This window comes from Paractinoplanes rishiriensis (assembly GCF_016862375.1).
GTDB lineage: Bacteria > Actinomycetota > Actinomycetes > Mycobacteriales > Micromonosporaceae > Actinoplanes > Actinoplanes rishiriensis.
Window position 1 is genome coordinate 1 of sequence record NZ_BOMV01000041.1, and the last position, 16988, is coordinate 16988.

General features: G+C 71.4%; 18 protein-coding genes and 3 tRNA genes. 6 read left to right on the forward strand and 15 right to left on the reverse strand.

Translation table 11 applies throughout. The features are described from left to right. Positions 1-449: 449 nt before the first annotated feature. Together Ari01nite_RS18580 and Ari01nite_RS18585 are read right to left on the reverse strand one after the other, a co-directional pair. Positions 450-1292 (reverse strand): Rieske (2Fe-2S) protein, encoded by an 843-nt coding sequence (locus Ari01nite_RS18580; protein ID WP_203782527.1) that lies wholly within the window; start codon positions 1290-1292, stop codon positions 450-452. 20 nt (positions 1293-1312) lie between these two features. Next, a complete protein-coding gene (locus Ari01nite_RS18585; protein WP_203782528.1) occupies positions 1313-2683 on the reverse strand; it encodes a dihydrolipoyl dehydrogenase family protein in 1371 nt (456 codons plus the stop codon). Positions 2684-2713: 30 nt separating this feature from the next. On the opposite strand from Ari01nite_RS18585, the gene Ari01nite_RS18590 reads away from it, so the two are divergent. Together Ari01nite_RS18590 and Ari01nite_RS18595 are read left to right on the forward strand one after the other, a co-directional pair. After that, positions 2714-3775 (forward strand): serine hydrolase domain-containing protein, encoded by a 1062-nt coding sequence (locus Ari01nite_RS18590; RefSeq protein WP_203782529.1) that lies wholly within the window; start codon positions 2714-2716, stop codon positions 3773-3775. A 263-nt stretch (positions 3776-4038) separates the two neighbouring features. Then, a complete protein-coding gene (locus Ari01nite_RS18595; RefSeq protein WP_203782530.1) occupies positions 4039-4524 on the forward strand; it encodes a hypothetical protein in 486 nt (161 codons plus the stop codon). Positions 4525-4530: 6 nt separating this feature from the next. Here Ari01nite_RS18595 and Ari01nite_RS18600 read toward each other — a convergent pair whose 3' ends face one another. From Ari01nite_RS18600 to Ari01nite_RS18635, 8 genes are all read right to left on the reverse strand, one after another. Continuing rightward, positions 4531-5484, reverse strand: coding sequence for a cyclase family protein (locus Ari01nite_RS18600; protein WP_203782531.1), 954 nt, complete (start codon positions 5482-5484; stop codon positions 4531-4533). Positions 5485-5789: 305 nt separating this feature from the next. Beyond that, positions 5790-5866, reverse strand: a tRNA-Phe gene (locus Ari01nite_RS18605). 12 nt (positions 5867-5878) lie between these two features. Beyond that, a tRNA-Asp gene (locus Ari01nite_RS18610) sits at positions 5879-5952 on the reverse strand. Between the two features lie 74 nt (positions 5953-6026). Beyond that, a tRNA-Glu gene (locus Ari01nite_RS18615) sits at positions 6027-6099 on the reverse strand. Between the two features lie 148 nt (positions 6100-6247). Next, positions 6248-7177: a MerR family transcriptional regulator gene (locus Ari01nite_RS18620; protein WP_203782532.1), complete on the reverse strand. Its 930-nt coding sequence runs from the start codon at positions 7175-7177 to the stop codon at positions 6248-6250. Continuing rightward, positions 7167-7739, reverse strand: coding sequence for an isopentenyl-diphosphate Delta-isomerase (gene idi / locus Ari01nite_RS18625; RefSeq protein WP_203782533.1), 573 nt, complete (start codon positions 7737-7739; stop codon positions 7167-7169). Before idi ends, Ari01nite_RS18620 begins: the two co-directional genes overlap by 11 nt. Then, positions 7739-9217 carry a phytoene desaturase family protein gene (gene crtI / locus Ari01nite_RS18630; protein WP_203782534.1) on the reverse strand — a complete coding sequence of 493 codons (1479 nt, stop codon included), beginning with the start codon at positions 9215-9217 and terminating at the stop codon, positions 7739-7741. Before crtI ends, idi begins: the two co-directional genes overlap by 1 nt. 8 nt (positions 9218-9225) lie before the next feature. Next, entirely contained in the window at positions 9226-10374 is a 1149-nt protein-coding gene (locus tag Ari01nite_RS18635; RefSeq protein WP_203782535.1) for a polyprenyl synthetase family protein, read from the reverse strand. Positions 10375-10439: 65 nt separating this feature from the next. On the opposite strand from Ari01nite_RS18635, the gene Ari01nite_RS18640 reads away from it, so the two are divergent. The 3 genes from Ari01nite_RS18640 (at position 10440) to Ari01nite_RS18650 (ending at position 13152) form a co-directional block, all read left to right on the forward strand. Continuing rightward, positions 10440-11315 (forward strand): phytoene/squalene synthase family protein, encoded by an 876-nt coding sequence (locus tag Ari01nite_RS18640; protein WP_203782536.1) that lies wholly within the window; start codon positions 10440-10442, stop codon positions 11313-11315. After that, positions 11315-12640, forward strand: a complete 1326-nt coding sequence (locus tag Ari01nite_RS18645) for a cryptochrome/photolyase family protein (protein ID WP_203782537.1) — start codon at positions 11315-11317, stop codon at positions 12638-12640. Before Ari01nite_RS18640 ends, Ari01nite_RS18645 begins: the two co-directional genes overlap by 1 nt. Before the next feature lie 203 nt (positions 12641-12843). Beyond that, positions 12844-13152: a hypothetical protein gene (locus tag Ari01nite_RS18650; RefSeq protein ID WP_203782538.1), complete on the forward strand. Its 309-nt coding sequence runs from the start codon at positions 12844-12846 to the stop codon at positions 13150-13152. On the opposite strand, the gene Ari01nite_RS18655 is transcribed toward Ari01nite_RS18650, so the two are convergent. The 3 genes from Ari01nite_RS18655 to Ari01nite_RS18665 all read right to left on the reverse strand — a co-directional run bounded on the left by Ari01nite_RS18655 (position 13139) and on the right by Ari01nite_RS18665 (position 14713). Further along, on the reverse strand, positions 13139-13822 hold the full coding sequence (locus Ari01nite_RS18655; protein WP_203782539.1) for a DUF2786 domain-containing protein: 684 nt from the start codon (positions 13820-13822) through the stop codon (positions 13139-13141). The two genes, Ari01nite_RS18650 and Ari01nite_RS18655, sit on opposite strands and share 14 nt — an antisense overlap. Before the next feature lie 22 nt (positions 13823-13844). After that, positions 13845-14234, reverse strand: a complete 390-nt coding sequence (locus Ari01nite_RS18660) for a hypothetical protein (protein WP_203782540.1) — start codon at positions 14232-14234, stop codon at positions 13845-13847. Between the two features lie 62 nt (positions 14235-14296). After that, positions 14297-14713: a PaaI family thioesterase gene (locus tag Ari01nite_RS18665; protein ID WP_203782541.1), complete on the reverse strand. Its 417-nt coding sequence runs from the start codon at positions 14711-14713 to the stop codon at positions 14297-14299. A gap of 121 nt (positions 14714-14834) precedes the next feature. Between Ari01nite_RS18665 and Ari01nite_RS18670 the strand changes: the two genes are divergently transcribed. Continuing rightward, on the forward strand, positions 14835-15083 hold the full coding sequence (locus Ari01nite_RS18670; protein WP_203782542.1) for a hypothetical protein: 249 nt from the start codon (positions 14835-14837) through the stop codon (positions 15081-15083). On the opposite strand, the gene Ari01nite_RS18675 is transcribed toward Ari01nite_RS18670, so the two are convergent. Beyond that, positions 15080-16363, reverse strand: coding sequence for a PrsW family intramembrane metalloprotease (locus Ari01nite_RS18675; protein ID WP_239162839.1), 1284 nt, complete (start codon positions 16361-16363; stop codon positions 15080-15082). The genes Ari01nite_RS18670 and Ari01nite_RS18675 overlap by 4 nt on opposite strands. Continuing rightward, positions 16360-16923, reverse strand: a complete 564-nt coding sequence (locus Ari01nite_RS18680; RefSeq protein WP_203782543.1) for a hypothetical protein — start codon at positions 16921-16923, stop codon at positions 16360-16362. The genes Ari01nite_RS18675 and Ari01nite_RS18680 overlap by 4 nt, the downstream gene beginning before the upstream one ends. Between the last annotated feature and the right edge of the window lie 65 nt (positions 16924-16988).

Genomic DNA, 16988 nt, shown 5'->3' on the forward strand with positions numbered 1-16988 from the left:
ACTCGTTCAACTTTACTAGGTCGACCTGCCCATGTCAACCGGTTTCTCCCGGTTGGAACCGATCTGCCCTAGTACCTCCCCCGAGCCAGGCGCGCAGCGTTGCTGCGATCCGAAGTTCGAAGGATTTGGCAGGACGGCCGCTGCGGATCTCTCCGCTCGCTCGTCCGCGTCCCTGCCGGCTCCCAAAACATTACCCGGTCCCGCACGCGCCTCCAAATCGCCCCCCGCCTTTCCGCATCACCCCAGCTCAGCGCTGGGAGAGGCGCAGGAAAGGGCGATCGCCCCCAGTAGGGCGGAGACGGGGGCCGCAGGGCGCGAGGGCGAAGGGTGAGGACGGAAGGGCACGGAGGGCGCAAGGCCCCAGGGCGCCAGGGCGCGAGAGCGGCGAGCGGACTTCAGGAAGCGCGCGGAGAGCGGAAGTACAGAGCGCCCTCGCGCAACCCCCTGGGTCAGGGCCGGCGGACCTCGACCATCCCCGCCTTCACCCGCACCCCCAACAGCGGCTGGTCACTGGCCGCCGGCCCGTGCACCACCGCGCCGTCCGTCAAGCGGAAGGTGCTGCCGTGCCAGGGGCAGACCACGCAAGCGTCTGCCCCTGACCCGACCACCTCACCATTACCCAGCGGTCCCGTCTCGTGGCCACAGCGTTCGATCATTGCGGTGACCAGCGAAGCCGTGCGGTACAGCAGCACCGGCACGGCACCGACCGAACGGACGACCGGCTTCTCGTCGGGAAGCGACGCCAGCGAGCAGATCTCCGTCCACTCCTCCGGGACGCGCGCGATCTCCGGTGCCGCCTGGTTGACGCCCGCGCTTCGGGCGTACGACAAATGTCCTCCGAGGTAGGCACCCAGCCCAGCCACCGACAGGCCGGCGAAAGCCAGGCCGACACCCGACCGCCCGCGCTTGCGGGCCACCAGCGACGCCGCGTAGAGCGCAACCGCCACGCCGTTGGCCGAAGCGTGCACCAGGCCGACCCGTTGACGGTCCTTGGTCATCTGGGACCAGTCGGTCCAGCCGGCCAGGATCGCCGGCGGCGCGGTGGCCACGCCCAGGCCGATCAGCTTGGTGGCCGCGTTGCGCATGCCGGGCAGCAGGTCGAGCACCGCGGCCGAGACAAACGCGCCCACCGGCAGCTGGACCAGCACCGGGTGCAACGGGTGACCCAGCCAGGTGCCGTGCAGCAGGTCGCGCAGACGCTGCGACCGGATCGTGCCGGTCACGACCGCCTGCACCTTCTCCGCGACGCCATCCAGTTCGCGGGCTTGCTCGAGGCGGTTGAGCATCTGCATCCCGGCCGGGTTCCCCCAGTTCAGCGGTCGAAACCCAGTCCCTTCAGCGCGTCGCCGAAACCCCGGTGGAAGGTCGGGTAGGCCCAGATCGTCGACAGCAGCGTGCGCACCGGCACCTCGGCGTGCACCGCCACCGACATGGCCCCGAGCATCTCGCCGCCGGACGGGCCGGCCGTGGTCGCACCCACCAGCACGCCGCGCTGCCGATCGGCGACCAGCTTGATGAAGCCCTCGTTGCCCGGACCGTGGATGTAGCCGCGCGACGTCGAGGACAGCGGCACATGGCTCTCCACCACGTCGATCCCGGCACCGCGGGCCTGCACCGCGGTCATCCCCACCGCGCCGATCTCCGGGTCGATGAAAGTCACCCGCGGCCGTGCCCGGTAGTCGGCGTCCGGGCCGCCCTGGCCCAGGATGTCCCGCACCGCGATGTCCGCCTCGTACATGGACATGTGGGTGAAGGCGCCGTTTCCGGTCACATCGCCGACCGCCCACACACCGTCCTGCACCCGCATCCGGGCGTCGGTACTCAGCCACCGCGCCGACGGGTCAAGCCCGACGGTGTCCACCCCGAGATCGCCCAGCCGTGCCGTCCGACCGGTCGCGACCAGCAGTTTCTCCCCGGTCAGCACGGTGTCGTCGGTGAGCTTCAAAGAAAATTCGGTCCCGTACGCGACCTCCGACGCGCGGACGCCGGTGCGCACGCGGACCCCGTCGGCCGTGAGCGCCTCGGCCGCGACCTGTGAGGACTCCGGCTCCTCCAGGGCCATCAGCCGTTCGCCGCCCTCGACGATCGTGACCTGCACACCGAACCGCGCGAACACCTGCGCCAACTCGCACCCGATCGAGCCGCCGCCGAGGATCAGCAGCGACGACGGCAGGGTGTCGGCCTCAATCGCCTCCCGGTTTGTCCACATGGGCGTGCCGGCCAAGCCGGGCACCGGCGGGATCACCGCCTTGGTCCCGGTCGCGATCACCAGGCCGCGCGTGGCCGCGTACGTGTCCTCGCCGACTTTGATCTGACCCGGACCGACGATCCTGGCCGTACCCCGCACGAAGCTCGCGCCCTTACTGACGAGTCGGTCCACGGCGACCTTGTCGTTCCAGTCGTCGGTGGCGGCGTCCCGGATGCGTTTGGCGACCGGTGCCCAATCCGGCGTAACCGTCGCGGAGCCGGCGAGTCCCGGAATCCGGCGGGCCTCGGCGAGCGCCAGCCCGGCCCGCACCATCATCTTGGTGGGCACGCAGCCCCAGTACGGGCACTCGCCGCCGACCAGCGTGTTTTCCACGCCGACAACCGCCAGCCCCGCCTCGGCCAGGCGTCCCGCGACCTCTTCGCCGCCCACGCCCAACCCCACGACCACCACGTCGACCTGTCGCTTCTCGCCCATGGGGTTCAGCTAAGCACTAGCGTGCCGCCCATGGAGGGCTTCATCGCACCCGGTTTCGAGGCGGTGGCCGCGGCGTTCGCCGTGGAGCCGCGAGGTGGTTCGGCGCTCACTGTGCTGCGGCACGGTGAGCCGGTTGTGGACGTGCGCGAGGGCTGGCGGGACCCCGCTCATTCGCTGCCATGGGACGAGAACACGCTGGTCAACGTTTATTCGGTGGGCAAGCCGATCCTCGCGGCGGCGGTGCTCATCCTGGCGGGGCGCGGCCTCATCGATATATCGGCGCCGACCGCGGCTTACTGGCCGTCGTTTCAAACAAAGGCGACCGTACGCGACCTGCTCGCGCACCTCGCTGCGCTGCCGTCGTTCCCGGTGGAGCGCCCGGTGGCGGCGTGGTCCGACTGGGACCTGCTCTGCGCCGACCTGGCCGCCGCCACCCCGGAATGGGAACCCGGCACGGTGGCCGCCGAACACGCGATGACGTACGGGCATCTGCTCGGCGAGGTGGTGCGGCGCGTCGACGGCCGCCCGCCGGCCCAGTTCGTCCGGGACGAGATCGGTCCGGACCTGGGCTTCGCACTGTCCGATGCGGACATGTCGCGCTGCGCGGACCTGGAGTTCGAGTCGCCCGGCTGGCCGGCGCAGACGCTCGGCGAACCGGGCTCGGTGCACGCGCGCGCCGTCTCCAACCCACCCGGCGCCCGCGACCTGGCCGTCCTGAACAGCCCGTTGTGGCGCCGCGCAGCCGTCCCCGCGATCAACACGCACACGTCGTCGCGCGCGATGGCCCAGTTCTACGCAGACGTGCTGGCCGGCCGGCTGCCCGCGCTGGCCGTTCCGCAGTACACCGGCTTCGACCGTTTCCTGGACAGCGACGTGACCTGGGGTTTCGGCGTCCAGATCGAGGCCGACGGCACCTGGGGCCAGGGCGGCCTGGGCGGCAACGCGGCCTGGGCGGACCCCGCGCGCGGCCTGGCCATCGCGTACGTGACCAGACGTTTGGGCGATTTCGACGCGGTCGACCGAATCGAGGAAACCTTGGCGCAACTCCCGGCGGATTCTTCTCATGCCGCCCGGCCCGCCGCCGATTCCTAACGACGCGGAAGAGGGATCAAGGAGGCGGCGACGAGGGGGCGATGACGGACCGGGCTGGTGTCCGTCATCCTCGTCACCGCCGCGCTGGCGCCGTCCGTGGTTTCGGCCACGGACGGTGCCAGCGATCCCGCCGCTCAGCGGCGGTCAGTCGTTCCGGCACTTCGCACTGCCGGAACCGGCAGCACAGAACCGTCCATGTTGATGCCCAAAATGGCGCAAATCGTGCGGAATGCTTGGGGCTTCCCGACACCGCAGGAGTTCCGATGTCCTACATCTCGCCGCCGGCCCTGTTCGACGAGGCGCCGGCCCTCCCGGTCGAACCGCCCCGCGCGAACCTGATCAGCGTGATCCCCGCGGTCGCCGTCGCGGCGCTGGCCCTGTTCGGCGCCGGCTGGTACGGCGGTGTCACCTACGCCACTGCCGAGCACGACGCGAAACCGGCTGCTGCCCAGGTCGGCCGCCTGCAGCAGGCTCAGACCACCTGCGCCGAACCGAACGCGGGCGTGAGCGTCGCCGACGGCGGACGAACGTTGACCGTCGACGTCAAGGGTGAGGAAGACTTCGTCGGCACGACCACCGGAACCCTCGACTGTGTGCTCCAGTTCCTCGAGTCACCCGCGGCGGTGACCCAGCACATCTACCAGACCAGAGCGCTGGACGGGCGCCAGCAGAACACCTGGCAGACATACGCGGCGTCGTGGTCCTACCACCCCGACAGCGGCCTCAACCTGATCGTCCAGGCGAAGTAGCGCGCGTCAGAAGGTGGCGATCGGGTTGACCGGGCTGCCGGACGTGCCGGCGAAGCGGACCGGCGCGACGGCGAGCTGGAAGTCCCACTGGCCGAGCTCGGCCGCCGTCGTCGCGCACGCCTCCAGGTCGCAGTTGTCGAGCAGCCACAGCCCCATCGCGACGAGGCTCACGGCGTGCACCGGCATCAGCACGGCGTCGTACCCCGACGGCTGAACGTCCTGCGGTGTGTCGGCGCCGATCAGCGCGACCTCGCGTTCCTGCAGCCACGGCAGGCAGGAAGCGTGCCAGCCGGCCTGCGTGATGCCGCCGGCCGGACCGGACTCGTGCCGGGCCCGCCCATAGCCGGTCCGCAGGAGTACCGCGTCACCGGACCGAACCCGCACACCCTGGCGGCGCTCGGCCTCCTCGAGATCGTGGGGAAACACCCCCTGCCCCGGCTCCAGCCACGGCACTTCACGGACCGCCGCAACGTCCAGCAGCACGCCCCGCGTGACGATCCCGTCCGCCGCCGCCGTGACGGCCGCCCACGCAGATCCGCTCGCGGCGTCGACCAACGAATGCGACCGCCCGTTGTACATCCTGCCGTCCCAGAACAGATGGCACGGCGAATCAAGGTGCGTGATCGTGTTGCCGTGGAACATGATGCCGAGCCGCTCGTTCGAAAACCCCCACCGCCGGTCGGCGTGAAAGTGGGCCGGCATGTGCTCGGCCCCCGGCATCTCGGCAGCACACGGGCACGCGGTAGTCGACCGCTCCATCTCCCCCGGTACGGCGACCTCCCACCCACACGACACACTCCGGCCGTGCCGCACGGCCCGCGCCGCCGCCAGCCGAACATCGTCGGTGATGTGGTTGAGGGTCCCGCGCTCGTCGTCGTCGCCCCACCGCCCCCAGTTAGACAGCGTGTCGAAATACCCGACCACGTCGTCCTGTGTGGGTACCGATCGCTCGGCCGTCATCCCCGCATCGACTCCTCCGCCGACCTTACGATTTCCGTCACGCAGATCCTATGCAGCTCGACGGATGCTACCGGGCGGCGTGCAAGGCTGACCTCATGCGAAACCTGGCCTCAATTGCCCTACCGGCAAGATCCTGCGCGATGTCGCCTAGCGCGGGAGCGGAACCGGCTTTTCCGCAGCAAGCAGGCTTCAGGTGCTTGACGCATAGACATGCCTGTGAGCAATCCGTGAGCAGTGCTCTCGCTGGTGTCAAGAGGAATGACGAACGCCGACCCGCGCTTCCGCTGGTCGGCGTGCTATCGCTCTGGTGGCCAGGGGCGGGGTCGAACCGCCGACCTTCCGATTTTCAGTCGGACGCTCGTACCAACTGAGCTACCTGGCCAGGGAATTGCTGCGGTCCTGACGGGACTTGAACCCGCGACCTCCGCCTTGACAGGGCGGCGAGCACTCCAACTGCTCCACAGGACCTTGCTATTCAACTGTGCTATTCAACTGTCTTACCGCTGGTCTTGCTGGCAACCTTGCGGCAACCAACTTACCAGTGCCCCCAACGGGATTCGAACCCGTGCTACCGCCTTGAAAGGGCGGCGTCCTGGGCCACTAGACGATGAGGGCAACTCCGCCAGTATTGCACGTCTGCAACACCATGCGGTGGTGACCCCAACCGGGCCCCGCTTGAGGCTTGGAAAGCATACGTGATCCGGTGGTCCCAATCCAAACCGGTATCCCCTTCCCGGCGGCAGGCCTCCTACCAGGGGAAACGTCAGCCGACGGCGGCGGAGACGAGCGCGACCGCCTCGGCCAGTCCGGTGAGCTGGACCACGCCGGCGGGGAGTTCGTGGGGCCAGCCGGGGCCGGCGGCGGCCACCAGGAACGGGGGCCGCGGGTGGGCGGTCAGCGCGTCCAGCTGGGTCGGGTCGCCGGTGCCGGGCAGCTGGGACCAGAGCACGACCGCGGTGGGGCCGGTTCGCGTCACGGCGTCGGCGAGAGCTCGCGGGGGGACCCGGGCGCCCAGCAGACGGGCCGGCACGCCCGCCTCGGCCAGGGCGGCCGCGAGCGCCTCCAGCGGCAGGGTGTGCTGTTCCTCGTCAGCCGCCGCCAGGAGCACCCGGGGCAGGCCGGGCGGCCGGGGCACGGCGGCCAGCACCTCGGTGAGGCAGCGGGAGAGCAGGTGTTCGACCTCGACGAAACGCTCCGTGGCCTGGTAGCGCTCGCCGATCCCGATCAGGACCGGCACCACCACCTCGGCCCAGGTGTCGATCACGCCGTGCTCGACCAGGGCGGCGGTGAGCAGGTGGCGCATGGCCGGCACGTCCAGGCGCATGGCGGCCCGGGCCAGGCCGCGGGCGGCGGGTGAAGCCGGGCCGAGCGGGATGGCCTGACCACCGCCGTCCCGGGCGGCTCCGGGGACCGGGGGCGTTTCACCGTTGGCGGCGGCCGCGCCGACCGAGGCCGCAACGCCGGCCGGGATACGCCGCGCCCAGGCAGCCGCCTCGGCCGGCGCCACGCCCTGCGCGGTGAGCCGCAGCATGACCTCGAGCCGGTCCAGGTCCTGTCTGGTGTACCTGCGGTGCTGTCCGGGCACGTGCCGGCTGGGTCCCAACCCGTATCTCTGGTGCCACGTGCGCAACGTCGTGACCGCCACGCCGAGACGACGGGCGGCCGCGCCGGCGCTCAGGCCGTCATCGACCACCCGGCCGCTCCGGCGCCTCGCGAGGAACGGGAACGGGCAGAACGGCGGTGACCCCGGCCAGCCACGGTGCATACCGGTCGGGCTCGGTGTCCAGGGCGGTGAGCAGGGCGGACACCGACACCCAGCGCAGGTCGGCCACCTCGGCGGGATCCGGCACCGGGCGCCGCGCGTCCGGCAGATCGCCCACCAGCACGTGGTCGTACTCGTGCTCGACCCGCCCGGTCGCCGGGTCCTCGGCCCGGTACGTGTAGACGCCCACCTCCGACAGCGGCACCCCGGCGATACCGAGTTCCTCGACCAGCCGCCGCCCGGCCGCCGTCGCCACGTCCTCGCCGGGCTGCGGGTGGCCACAGCAACTGTTGGCCCAGCGCAGCGGAAACCGGGTCTTGGCGGCGGAACGTTGCTGCAGCAGCACCCGGCCGCTGTCCGGATCGCGCAGGAACACGGAGAAGGCCCGGTGCAGCCGTCCGGGCGAGCGGTGCGCCTCGTCGACCGTCATAACCCCGACCGGCACGCCCGACCCGTCGACGAGTTCAACCTGGTGCGATTCCCGGACGCTCATCACGAGGCCCCGGTGATCCGGGTGGCCGCCAGCTTGCCGGAGATCAGCACCATCGGCACGCCCACGCCGGGCTGGGTGCCCGAACCGGTGAAGACCACGTTTTCGAGCGCGGGGTGCAGGTTCGACGGCCGGAACGGACCGGTCTGTCCGAAGGTGTGCGCGGCCGCGAACGGCGTACCGGCCGCCATGCCCTGGTCCTGCCAGTCCGCCGGGGTGATCACCCGCTGTACCTCGATCCCGTCGCCGAAGCCCACATAGCCGCGCCTCTCCAGGGTGCGGACCAGCGACGCCGCATACCGCTCGGCCAGGTCGCCACGCCAGTCCATCGGTCCGGTGACCAGATTGGGTGCGGGTGCCAGCACGTAATAGGTCTGCCGGCCGTCCGGAGCAGCCGCCGGGTCGGTGTGCGTGGGGTTCGTGACCAGCAGCGACGGGTCGCTCATCAGCAGGCCGTCCCGGATCACTTCGTCGAAGGTGCGCTTCCAGTGCGTACCGAAATGGATGTTGTGATGGGCGATTTTCCGGTACGCCTGCCGTGAGCCCACATGCAGCACCACGCACGACGGCGAGTACCGCAGTTTGCGGGACCGGCCCGGCGGGAGGAGATCGCGGTACGCGACCGGCAGATCGGGGTTGAGCACCACCACGTCGGCGGGGATCCGGCTGCCGTCCGCGGTGATCACCCCGGTGGCCCGGCCGGCGCTCGTCTCGACCCGGGTGACCGTGGTGTCGTAGCGGAACGTGACCCCGTGCTTTTCGGCCGCGCCGGCCAGCGCCCGCGGCACCGCGTGCATGCCGCCCTTGGGGAAATAGACCCCGGCCACCGAGTCCAGGTACGCGATGACGGCGTAGATCGCGAGTGCATCGTGCGGCGCGAGCCCCGCGTACATGGCCTGGAAAGAAAAAATGCGCAGCGTGCGCGGGTCCCGGAAGAATTCGCCCATCTTGGGTTGGAGGCGGCGGAAGCCGCCCATCCCGAGCAGCTTGAGCAGGTTGAGGTTGAGCAGGTCGAACGGGGTGTCCAGGTTGCGGCCGATGAAGTGGTGGCGCTCCAGCTGCCAGAGCTGCCGGGCGAAGTCGACGAAGCGCAGGTAGCCGTCGGCCTCGCGGGGACCGCACACCCGGCTGATCTCGGCGGCCATCCGGACCGTGTCGGTGCGGACGTCCAGCGTGGAGCCGTCCGGGTAGTAGGCCCGGTACGCGGGGTCGAGCGGGGTGAGTTCCAGCCAGTCGGTCAACCGCTCGCCGACTGCGGCCAGCGGCTCCTCGATCAGCGACGGCATGGTCAGCACGGTGGGGCCGGTGTCGAACTCGTATCCCTGCGCGGCGAGGCGCCCGGCCCGGCCGCCGGGGACCGGTTCCCGCTCGACCACGGTGACCTGGCGGCCGGCCGCGGCCAGGTGCAGGGCGCAGGCCAGGCCGCCCAGTCCGGCGCCGACCACCACCACCCGGTCGGTGGGTCCCGTCACGATTCGCATGGCTGACATCATGCCGGGCGCTGGGTGGCGCGGACGGCGAGCTCGTTCAGCGCGGCCCGGCTGTCCGGCCGGATCGGCGCGGTGGCCAGCACCGCGGCCGCCTCGGCGACCCGGTCCCGGATCATGGTCTCGACCCGCTCCGGAGCGCCGGTGTCCGCGATGACCTGCGCGATCCGGGCGATCTGGTCGTGGTCGGGCCCGCCGGGGCCGTCGGCGGGGTTGACGGCCCCGGCGGGGTCATACGCCAGCTCAGCCTGCTGCGCGGGAGTGGCAAGCCGGCGGGCGAGCATGAGCAGGGTGGTGGGTTTGCCGGAACGCAGATCGTCGCCGGCCGGTTTGCCGGTGACGGCCGGGTCGCCGTACACCCCGAGCAGGTCGTCGCGGAGCTGGAAGGCCTCCCCGACGAGCAGTCCGTAGCGCGCGTACGCCTCGTCCAGGGCCGGGTCGTCGACCGGGCCGGCCAGCGCGAGGCCGAACTGGAGCGGGCGTTGCACCGTGTAGCCCGCGGTCTTGAGCCGGGCGACCAGCAGGGCCTGCTCGACCGACCAGTCCCCGGGCTTGGTCTCCCCGAGCACGTCCAGGTATTGCCCGGCGACCGCCTCGACCCGCATCCGGTCGTAGCAGGACCGGACCGCGAACAGCGTGGCGGTAGCCACCGGGCTGCGGGCCAGCAGCTGGTCGGCCCAGACCAGGCACAGGTCGCCGACCAGGATGGCCGCGGTCGAGCCGAACCGGTCGGCGTCGCCGGAGCGGCCGTCCGAGGCGTGCTGGCCCGCGAAGATCCGGTGCGCGGTCGGCCGGCCGCGGCGGGTCGCCGACTCGTCCATCACGTCGTCGTGCACCAGCGCGAACGTGTGCATCAGCTCGAGCGCGGCGAGCGCCGGCAGCAGCGGTTCGATCGGCTCGCCGGGCTGGGTGACCCCACGCCAGCCCCAGTAGGCGAAGGTCGGCCGCAGTCGCTTGCCGCCGGCCAGCACCAGGTCACGGGCGGTGCGGGCGAGCCCGCCGAGGGCCGGGTCGATGCCGTCCAGCGCGACGGTCTGCGCCGCCAGGAAGTCGGCCAGGGTGCCCTCGATCGCATCGATCAGCACCGTTACGCGGGCAGCTTGGCGGGGTATGCCGCGGTGCCGGTTTCCCTCGAGCGTGTCGTTCGCCACGGGACTCACCGTACTCTAGGTTGGTAGTTGCGTCGATTCGTGCGTCGATTTTCGGAGGGTTTCCGGTGGAAACGGATGTGGCCGCGGCCTACCAGCGCTGCCGGGCCCTGCACAAGCGCCACGGCCGCACCTACTACCTGGCCACCCGGCTGCTGCCGGCCTGGAAGCGGCGGCACGTGCACGCGCTCTACGGCTTCACCCGATATGCGGACGAAATCGTCGATCAGACCGAGGCGCTCCCGGCCGCCGAGCGCGCCGCCCGGCTGACCGCGTGGTCTGAGCGGTTCGTGGCGGGCCTGCACGGTGAACCGGTCGACGACCCGCTGCTGCCCGCCGTGCTGCACACCATCGCGGTGTTCGACCTCGACGTGGACGACTTCGACACGTTCCTGCGCTGCATGGCGATGGATCTGACGATCACCAGCTACCCGGCCTACGACGATCTGCTCGGCTACATGGAGGGCTCGGCCGCCGTGATCGGCACCATGATGTTGCCGATCCTCGGTTCCCGCGATCCCGCCGCGGCCCGCGAACCCGCCCGCCAACTCGGCCTCGCGTTCCAGCTCACCAACTTCATCCGGGACGTCGCCGAGGACCTCGAGCGCGGCCGCGTCTATCTGCCGCAGGAGGACCTCGCCCGGTTCGGCCTGAGCACCGCCGATCTGCGTCCGGGCAACCCCAGGATCAAACCCCTGATCTCGTACGAGGTGAGCCGGGCGCGACGGCATTACCGGGCCGCCGCGCCCGGCATCCCGCTGCTCGAGCCCGCATCCCAGGCCTGCATGCGAACCGCGTTCGAGCTGTACGGCGGCATCCTGGACGAGGTCGAGGCGGCCGGCTACGACGTGTTCGCCCGGCGGGCCACGGTGCCCAACCGGCGACGGGCCGCGGTCGCCGTGCGCAGCCTGCTGACCAGGCCCGGCGCCCCGGTGGCGTCGTGATGCGTACCGCCGTCGTCCTCTTCACCCGCGACCTGCGTGTGCACGACAACCCCGCGCTCGCCGCCGCCTGCGCGAACGCCGACCGGGTGGTGCCGCTGTTCGTGCTCGACCCGAAGCTCGCCGGCCTCTCGCCGAACCGGCTGCGCTTCCTGCACCAGTCGCTCGCCGACCTGCGTGCGACGCTGCGCGACAGGGGCGGCGACCTGGTGCTGCGCACCGGCGACCCGGTGGCCGAGACGATGAAGGTGGCCGGCGAGGTCGGCGCCACGATGCTCGGGATGGCCGCGGACGTCACCGCGTACGCCCGTCGCCGGGAACGCCGGCTGACCGCGGAGTGCGAGCGGGAGCGGATCTCGTTGCGCTTGTTCCCGGGGGTGACGATCGTCGACCCGGGGGTGCTGCGGCCGGGTGGCGGCGGTCCCGCGTACAAGGTCTTCTCGCCCTACCACCGGGCCTGGCAGTCGGCGACCTGGCGGGACGAGGTGGCCACCCCGCGCCGGATCACCGTGCCGGACGGCGTCGCAGCCGGGGGGATGCCGGCGATCGGGGCCGGCGAGTCACCGGACGCGGCCGGCGGCGGCGAGACCGAGGGACGCCGGCGACTCGGCACCTGGCTCAACCACCTCGACCCGTACCCGGACCTGCATGACGACCTGCCCGCCGACGGGACCAGCCGGCTCAGTGCGTACCTGCGCTTTGGTTGTGTCTCGCCACTCGCTCTCGCCAATGCAGCCAGGCAGCGCAACGCCGAGGCCTATGTCCGCCAGCTCTGCTGGCGGGACTTTTATTACCAGGTGGTGCTGACCTTCCCCAAGATCTCCACGGACGCTTACCGGCCGAATGCCGACGACACCTGGCGCGCCGACCCGGAGGCCCTGAAGCACTGGCAGGACGGACAGACCGGGGTGCCCATTGTGGACGCCGGGATGCGCCAGCTGAGGGCCGAGGGGTGGATGCACAACCGGGCCCGCCTGATCACCGCGGCGTTCCTCACCAAGCACCTGGGCGTCGACTGGCGACCGGGCCTGGCCTGGTTCTTCCGCTGGCTGATCGACGGCGACGTGCCGAACAACTCCGGCAATTGGCAGTGGGTCGCGGGCACCGGAAACGACACCCGTCCCTACCGCCGCTTCAATCCGATCCGTCAGGCCCAGCGTTTCGACCCCGATGGCGTGTACGTTCGGCGCTACGTACCCGAGTTGAAATCGGTCGAGGGCGCCGCCGTCCACCAGCCGTGGCGCCTCCCGGCCGACATTCGTCGCGGCCTCGATTACCCCGGACCCCTGGAGTCACACCGGGACGAGGCAGTCTGGCTGCGGCCGTAACAGCGGGGTCCGCCTGGCCCGTTGCGTCCGTCAACCTGGGGGCCGGCGGATCCCGCGCCACGCTTGCTATGCCCCGGCAGCCGCGTCTCTAACACTCGCGATCATCGGTGCCGGGCCGCGTTCCGCCACGGAAAGGCGGATTCTCCGTTCCACGAGCAGCAACGTCGATCTATTCTCACAGGACGCTTTCGAGGAGGAACGGCGTGCTGACATTCACAAATGCGGCCGAACAAGGGGCGTGGACCCTGGCCGAGGCACTGAGCGAAAAGGCCTTCGCGGCCATGAAACAGGCGGAGGAGGCGGCCGAGGCGTTCCGCACCGGCAAGCTGGCCATGCGCCGGCAATTCAAGTCGCGCGGCATGTCCGAAATAGACGCCGACATCCGATGGTCAGGCACCACGCAGGCACGGAAGGCTCTGTCCGACAACGAGTGGTACATGGCGCAGGCCAGCATGTACAACGAGGCCGCGGCCGCGCAGTACGCGAAGGCGCTCTACCTCAAGAAGAGCTGACCTCGGTCCGGCCGCCCAGGTCGGCGGTCTGACCGGCGTGATACCCGTGCGCCATCCCGCCGCCGCGCAGCCGCCGCGGGCCCATCTTGGCCAGCCGCGGATAGACCTCGTTCCGGCGCCGCTCGACCAGGTCGGTGCGGTCGACCAGGACCAGTTCGGCACCCGGCTCGGCCGCGACCGCACTCCGCTCGGCCGCCCGGAGCCGCGCCTGAATCGCCTGCGTGTAGCCGGCCAGCCAGGACCGGCGGTACGCCGCCGCGTGCTGTCCGCCCGGCACCGGCGCACCGGTCAGCCCGTGCGCCGCCTGCACCAGCAGCGAGGTGAACAGCAGCTCGACCCGTTCCAGGTCGGCGCCGTGCCCGAACAGGTGGAGCCGCAGGTCACCCGGCCGCGCGAGCTGCACGACGCGACAGCGCAGTGCGGCGGCCACCGCCGCGAGCAGGGCCGCTTTGTCCCGGGCGTACGGGGCGACGACCGTGACCATCCGGTCGCCCACCGGATCGGCCGTGGGGTCCGCCGCGGCCAGCAGTGCCTGGTCGACGCCGTACTTGGCGATCAGGTCGGTGGCCTTGGCCGTGAACGCCTCGGCCTCGGCCGCGGTGCACGCCGGGTCCTCGGCCATGGCCAGCAGCTTGCGGACCCTGGCGAGCAGCGGATCGTCGTCGTTCATGCGGACCCATGATGCAGGTCGCTCATGCGGCCCGGTGGCGCAGGGTCGCGACCGTCGAGCCGGCCAGCGCCAGGAGACAGTCGGGCAGTTGCCCGTCGGCGATGGCCGCGCCGAACAGGGCCTCGCCGGTGCTGATGTCGCCGTTCATGTAGGCGCTGACGAACCGCGCCACCCAGCGCTTGTCATATCGAGCATCGTCAATGCCAGGGAAGTCAAGTGTCCATGCTCCGCCTGGCGGGACCTGCCCGACCATGGTGGCGGCGAGGCACCAGGCGACGTCGTAAGCTCCGACGACGCCGAACCGGTCGACGACCGCGTCGAAGGTGCCGACCACGGCGTCACTGTCGCCGCTCAGCGCACTCTCCAAGACCAGCGCCGCGTCGTCGAAAGCGTGCTGTGGTACCTCCGTCACGCCAAGAAAGGTACGTGGATCGGTCAAGGTGTGCTCGTCGACGGCCGAACTAGTACCGGAATTCACGCTCCGCGAAGAAGGCACGTGATCCGCGCGGTGCAGACCCGATCCCCGTCGTCGTCGGTGATGACCACCTCGTACGTGGCCATCGTGCGACCCCGGTGCACCGGCCTGGCCACCCCGGTCACCACCCCCGAGCGGGCGCCCTTGTGATGGGTGGCGTTGATGTCCACGCCCACCGCGAACGGCCGGTCCACGGTCTGGCCGTGCATCGCGGCGCCGACCGAGCCGAGCGTCTCGGCCAGCACGCACGAGGCGCCCCCGTGCAGCAGCCCGTACGGCTGGGTGTTGCCGACCACCGGCATGGTGCCGACCACCCGATCCGGCGACGCCTCGCTGAGCTCGATGCCCATCCGCTCGCCGAGCGCGCCTCCGCCGGAGGTGAACAGGCCCTCGACGGCGTCGGCTGCGATATCCATGAGCCGGTACGTTACCTCCGGTTGCGCGCCTTTCCTGCGACTTCGATCACATCAGCCGGGTCGCGGAGTCGCCCCGCTGGTCCTACTGTTCGCATGACCGATCCGGCCTTGAGGAGACCACATGACCGAGCCGCAGGACACCGTCGAGACGCGCGGCGACGACCGCGTCGACCTGATCGCGAACGACACCACCGGCGACGGCCGGCCGAACGTCTGGGTGTCGGACACCGACGGCGACGGCAAGCCGGACCTGTTCCAGTTCGACACGGACGGCGACGGCCGGGTCGACATCACCATCGTCGACCTCGACCAGGACGGCACCCCGGAGACCGTGGTGGACGGCGACGGCGGCCTCCCGCCGCAGGTCTAGGCGCCGCCGAGCGCGGACAGCGCGGCCCACAGCACGGCGATCGCGAGCAGCGTCGTACCGACCGTGGAGGCGGTATGACGCCATGACCGCGGGCCGGCGACCGCCTCCGGGTGACCGAGGCGGCGCAGCAGCGCCCGCTGTTCGCGGATCTCATCGCACCGGGAGCCGGCCGACCCGTCGGACACCCGCGCCGAGGCGCGGCTGAGCTCGACCGCCAGCCGCGCCTGACCGCGCTGGAGGCGGCGGACGGCCCGGCCCGCCTCGCGTCCGGCCGCGGTCATGGCGTGCCGGCGGGCTGCCGACCGGCCGGCACCCGAGCCGAGCACCGCCAGTTCGCCCTCCGTGATCAGCTCGGGGTCGCGGAGGGTGGCCAACTGCCCGACGTAGTAGTCCGCCTCTCGGTCGTGCAGATGCCGCACCAGCAGCAGGATCAGCAGCAGCGGCGGCAGGCCCTTGAGCAGCAGCACGCCGAGCAGCCCCAGGGTGCCGTTGCCCAGACCGTCGCCGAACAGCGGCGAGTTCCAGAGCACGTGCGCGGCCCACGCCCCGGCCACGGCCAGCAGCGCCACCCCGGCCCGGTGTGGCCGGCCGCGGCCGCGCTGCACCACCAGATAGCCGATGCCGGCCCCGGCCAGCGCGCCGAACAGCGTGTGGCTCCACACCCCCGACAGGAAGCCGCGCAGCAGGAACGTGGCCACCACCGGCTGCACCTGGTCACCCTGCCCGGCGAGCGCCACCGCGCCGACCGCGAAGACGACGTCCTCGGCGATCTGGAAGCCGAGCCCCACCATGGCGCCGTAGACCACGCCGTCCAGCACGCTGTTCACCTGCGTGCGGGCCATCAGCACGATGGCCACCACGCCGAGCGTCTTGGCGGTCTCCTCGACCGTCGGACCGGCCAGCGCCGCGCCCCAGTCGGCCGCGAGATGCGGCGAGCCGAGCTTGGCCATCAGGTTTTCCAGGGCCGCGCTGCCCGGTATGGACACCGCGGTGGCCACCAGCGCACCCCAGGCCAGCGCCAGCACCAGCAGTTCGGTCGGTTCCCGCTCGAGGAAGTCGAGTTCCGAGAGAAAAAGCCAAAACGGTACGGCGAACAGCGCGAACAACAGCACGGCGGTGCCCGCGGCGATCGGGTACGCCACGAAGAAGCGCCCGGTCAACTGGGTCATCCGCACCGCACCCGCCACGAGCAGGACCAGCACCACCCAGAACGCCGGCGTCCGGGCCAGCGCGGACGCCCGGCCGCCGGCACTGGCGGGCCGGACCACGGCCGACGTCACCGGGTCGTCCCGTCGTGGCGCAGGGTGCTGGTGCTGGCCTCGATCCGGGGCAGCGTGCGGCCCAGGTCGAGCTCGCCGCCGCTCACCGTCACCTCGATGGTCAGGCCGTCGACCACGAAGACCAGGTAGCGGCCGCCCCGGCCGGGCGCGGTGTAGCCGCCCTGCAGACCGTTCAGCCCGCCCATCGTGGCGACCGCCAGCTGGGTGCCGGTGACCTGGTAACCGGAGGTGCCGGTGATCCGCTTGCGGAGCCGGGCCGCGGCGGTGGCGAGGTCGCCGGCGAACGGGCGGACCGCGATCGCGTACCGCACCGGGCCGATCCGGAACAGCGCGGTGCCGGCGGTGTCGCCGGGCCGGGTGCCGGTCACGTCGACGGTGGCACCGGGTGGCGGCACGACGCTCACCCCGGCCGCCACCGGATAGGGCTCGTCGGACCGGACCGGCCGCTCGGCCGGCAGCGCGCGGTCGATCGCGGGCAGGCCGACGGCCGGCACGGCGAGGATGGCGACCACTCCGAGTGCACCGAGGAGGTTTCTCCGCTGACTCCCGGTAACCGCCATGTCCCCACGCTAATCGGACATGCGCCGGCCCGCGCCGAACGGCCACTGTGGAGAGCGGAGCGACC

What these genes read in the sequence shown, in the direction of transcription:
- Ari01nite_RS18580 (WP_203782527.1), bottom strand. Translation starts at nt 1,292, where the DNA reads ATGCAGATGCTCAACCGCCTCGAGCAAGCCCGCGAACTGGATGGCGTC.
- Ari01nite_RS18585 (WP_203782528.1), bottom strand. Translation starts at nt 2,683, where the DNA reads ATGGGCGAGAAGCGACAGGTCGACGTGGTGGTCGTGGGGTTGGGCGTG.
- Ari01nite_RS18590 (WP_203782529.1), top strand. Translation starts at nt 2,714, where the DNA reads ATGGAGGGCTTCATCGCACCCGGTTTCGAGGCGGTGGCCGCGGCGTTC.
- Ari01nite_RS18595 (WP_203782530.1), top strand. Translation starts at nt 4,039, where the DNA reads ATGTCCTACATCTCGCCGCCGGCCCTGTTCGACGAGGCGCCGGCCCTC.
- Ari01nite_RS18600 (WP_203782531.1), bottom strand. Translation starts at nt 5,484, where the DNA reads ATGACGGCCGAGCGATCGGTACCCACACAGGACGACGTGGTCGGGTAT.
- idi (WP_203782533.1), bottom strand. Translation starts at nt 7,739, where the DNA reads ATGAGCGTCCGGGAATCGCACCAGGTTGAACTCGTCGACGGGTCGGGC.
- crtI (WP_203782534.1), bottom strand. Translation starts at nt 9,217, where the DNA reads ATGCGAATCGTGACGGGACCCACCGACCGGGTGGTGGTGGTCGGCGCC.
- Ari01nite_RS18645 (WP_203782537.1), top strand. Translation starts at nt 11,315, where the DNA reads ATGCGTACCGCCGTCGTCCTCTTCACCCGCGACCTGCGTGTGCACGAC.
- Ari01nite_RS18655 (WP_203782539.1), bottom strand. Translation starts at nt 13,822, where the DNA reads ATGAACGACGACGATCCGCTGCTCGCCAGGGTCCGCAAGCTGCTGGCC.
- Ari01nite_RS18665 (WP_203782541.1), bottom strand. Translation starts at nt 14,713, where the DNA reads ATGGATATCGCAGCCGACGCCGTCGAGGGCCTGTTCACCTCCGGCGGA.
- Ari01nite_RS18670 (WP_203782542.1), top strand. Translation starts at nt 14,835, where the DNA reads ATGACCGAGCCGCAGGACACCGTCGAGACGCGCGGCGACGACCGCGTC.
- Ari01nite_RS18680 (WP_203782543.1), bottom strand. Translation starts at nt 16,923, where the DNA reads ATGGCGGTTACCGGGAGTCAGCGGAGAAACCTCCTCGGTGCACTCGGA.